This window comes from Paenisporosarcina sp. P4_E4_2 (assembly GCF_056401595.1).
On record NZ_JBFUJC010000499.1, the window covers coordinates 1 to 1,564 of the forward strand.

At 40.5% G+C, this 1,564-nt stretch carries 2 protein-coding genes; both read right to left on the bottom strand.

Going from position 1 to position 1,564, the window contains the following annotated elements; all coding sequences use genetic code 11:
• Positions 1-58: 58 nt before the first annotated feature.
• Positions 59-565 (bottom strand): GNAT family N-acetyltransferase, encoded by a 507-nt coding sequence (locus tag AC1DSB_RS19075; protein ID WP_477531538.1) that lies wholly within the window; start codon positions 563-565, stop codon positions 59-61.
• A gap of 227 nt (positions 566-792) precedes the next feature.
• The coding region (locus tag AC1DSB_RS19080) for an FAD-dependent oxidoreductase (protein WP_477587398.1) at positions 793-1,564 on the bottom strand (772 nt) is incomplete at its 5' end.

Below are 1,564 nucleotides of genomic sequence, written 5' to 3' on the forward strand. Positions count from 1 at the left end.
CAACAAGATTGATTTTTCGTTTTTATTTTGATTGGTTTTCATCGGAAAAATCAAGTTCCTATCGTTCTTCTATTAATTGCTCTCCAGTCCATTCTTCATTTGGTTTTTCTTCGGTCAGCCTAAAATTATACTTTTTGTAAAGATATCGAGCGGTGTTGAGCGTGCTTACCGTCCATAAGAACACATGCTGATAATTTTGTGCCTTACAGAAATTAAGAGCATGCTCCATTAGTTTCTTTCCTAAGCCCATTCCTTGAAAGTTTTCATCTAAAACAAACCATCTTAGCTGTGCTACGTTTTCACTCGACTTAGTAATTGCAATCGAACCAACGATTTCACCATTCACTTCAGCAACCCATAGCTCTCCACCATCCGTATCGATCATAAATTCAGTTAAACCTTTCATGACGTAATATTCAAAGATTCGTCCGAATTTATATGTCTTGGCATATAACCTTCCATGTAGGTGGGCGACATATCCAATATCTCCGGGTTGAAATGGATGAATGGAGACAACCAGTGAGGAATCATTTTCATTTGAATAAATAGATTCGATTGATTCCATAGATTGGACTAGCTCTGACAGATGTTTCGCATAGCAATATTCCTCGAAAAACAAAAATCGCTTGAGACAACTTACAGTCCCAAGCGATTTTTTCAATTTCATTAAGAATGGATTCTACTGAAATATTAATTCTTTCAATAATCGCAATGTCTTGCTCCTGAGGTTACTCGTCGCAAAGGGAACCTTTCAAGCGCCGGCGTCGAGCTAAAGTGACGCTTTTCGCTTTTCTAATTAGCTCGGTAACCGACCATATTCACGGGATCTTTTGGTGATGAATARGGAGGGGCATAGGCCAGTTCCAAAGCTTGTAAATCGTCCATTGTGAGACCGGCAAAAATGGCAGTGGAGAGGACATCAATTCGTTTATCGATACCTTTACCACCAACTGCTTGTGCACCCAATACTTTGCGGGTTACAGAATCATAATGAACTTTCAAGAATATGTTTGCATGGTCCGGATAATAGCCAGCATTGGATTTAGATTTTTGAATAATCGTTTCAAACTTCATCGGACTATCTTTCAATGTTCGCTCATTTAATCCAGTTAATGCCACATCCAGTGAGAAGACTTTGCAAATCGTTGTACCAAGTAATCCTTTGAAAGGGATCTTTTCCCCGGTTATATGTTTCGCGACAATAAATGCCTGACGGTGAGCTGGCCATGCTAGCGGAACGCGTTTGGCGCCGCCAGTGATGAAATCTTTATTTTCTGCAGCATCTCCGATTGCATATATATAAGCATCATTCGTCTGCAAATATTCGTTTGTGACAATCCCTCGCGTTTCGCCAATCGTTAAACCAGCGTCCTCAGCCAATTTCGTATTGGGCGATACACCGATGCTCATGAGAATGAAATCGGCTTGGATCGTTTCGCCAGAATCGAGAACCAGATTAGAACCCTTTACATTGGTAATAAAATCTTCCTTATATATGCGCACACCATGGTCACTTAGCTCTTTTTCCACAAGGGCAGAGCAGTCCACGTCCATGATGTTCATC

What these genes read in the sequence shown, in the direction of transcription:
- AC1DSB_RS19075 (WP_477531538.1), bottom strand. Translation starts at nt 565, where the DNA reads ATGGAATCAATCGAATCTATTTATTCAAATGAAAATGATTCCTCACTG.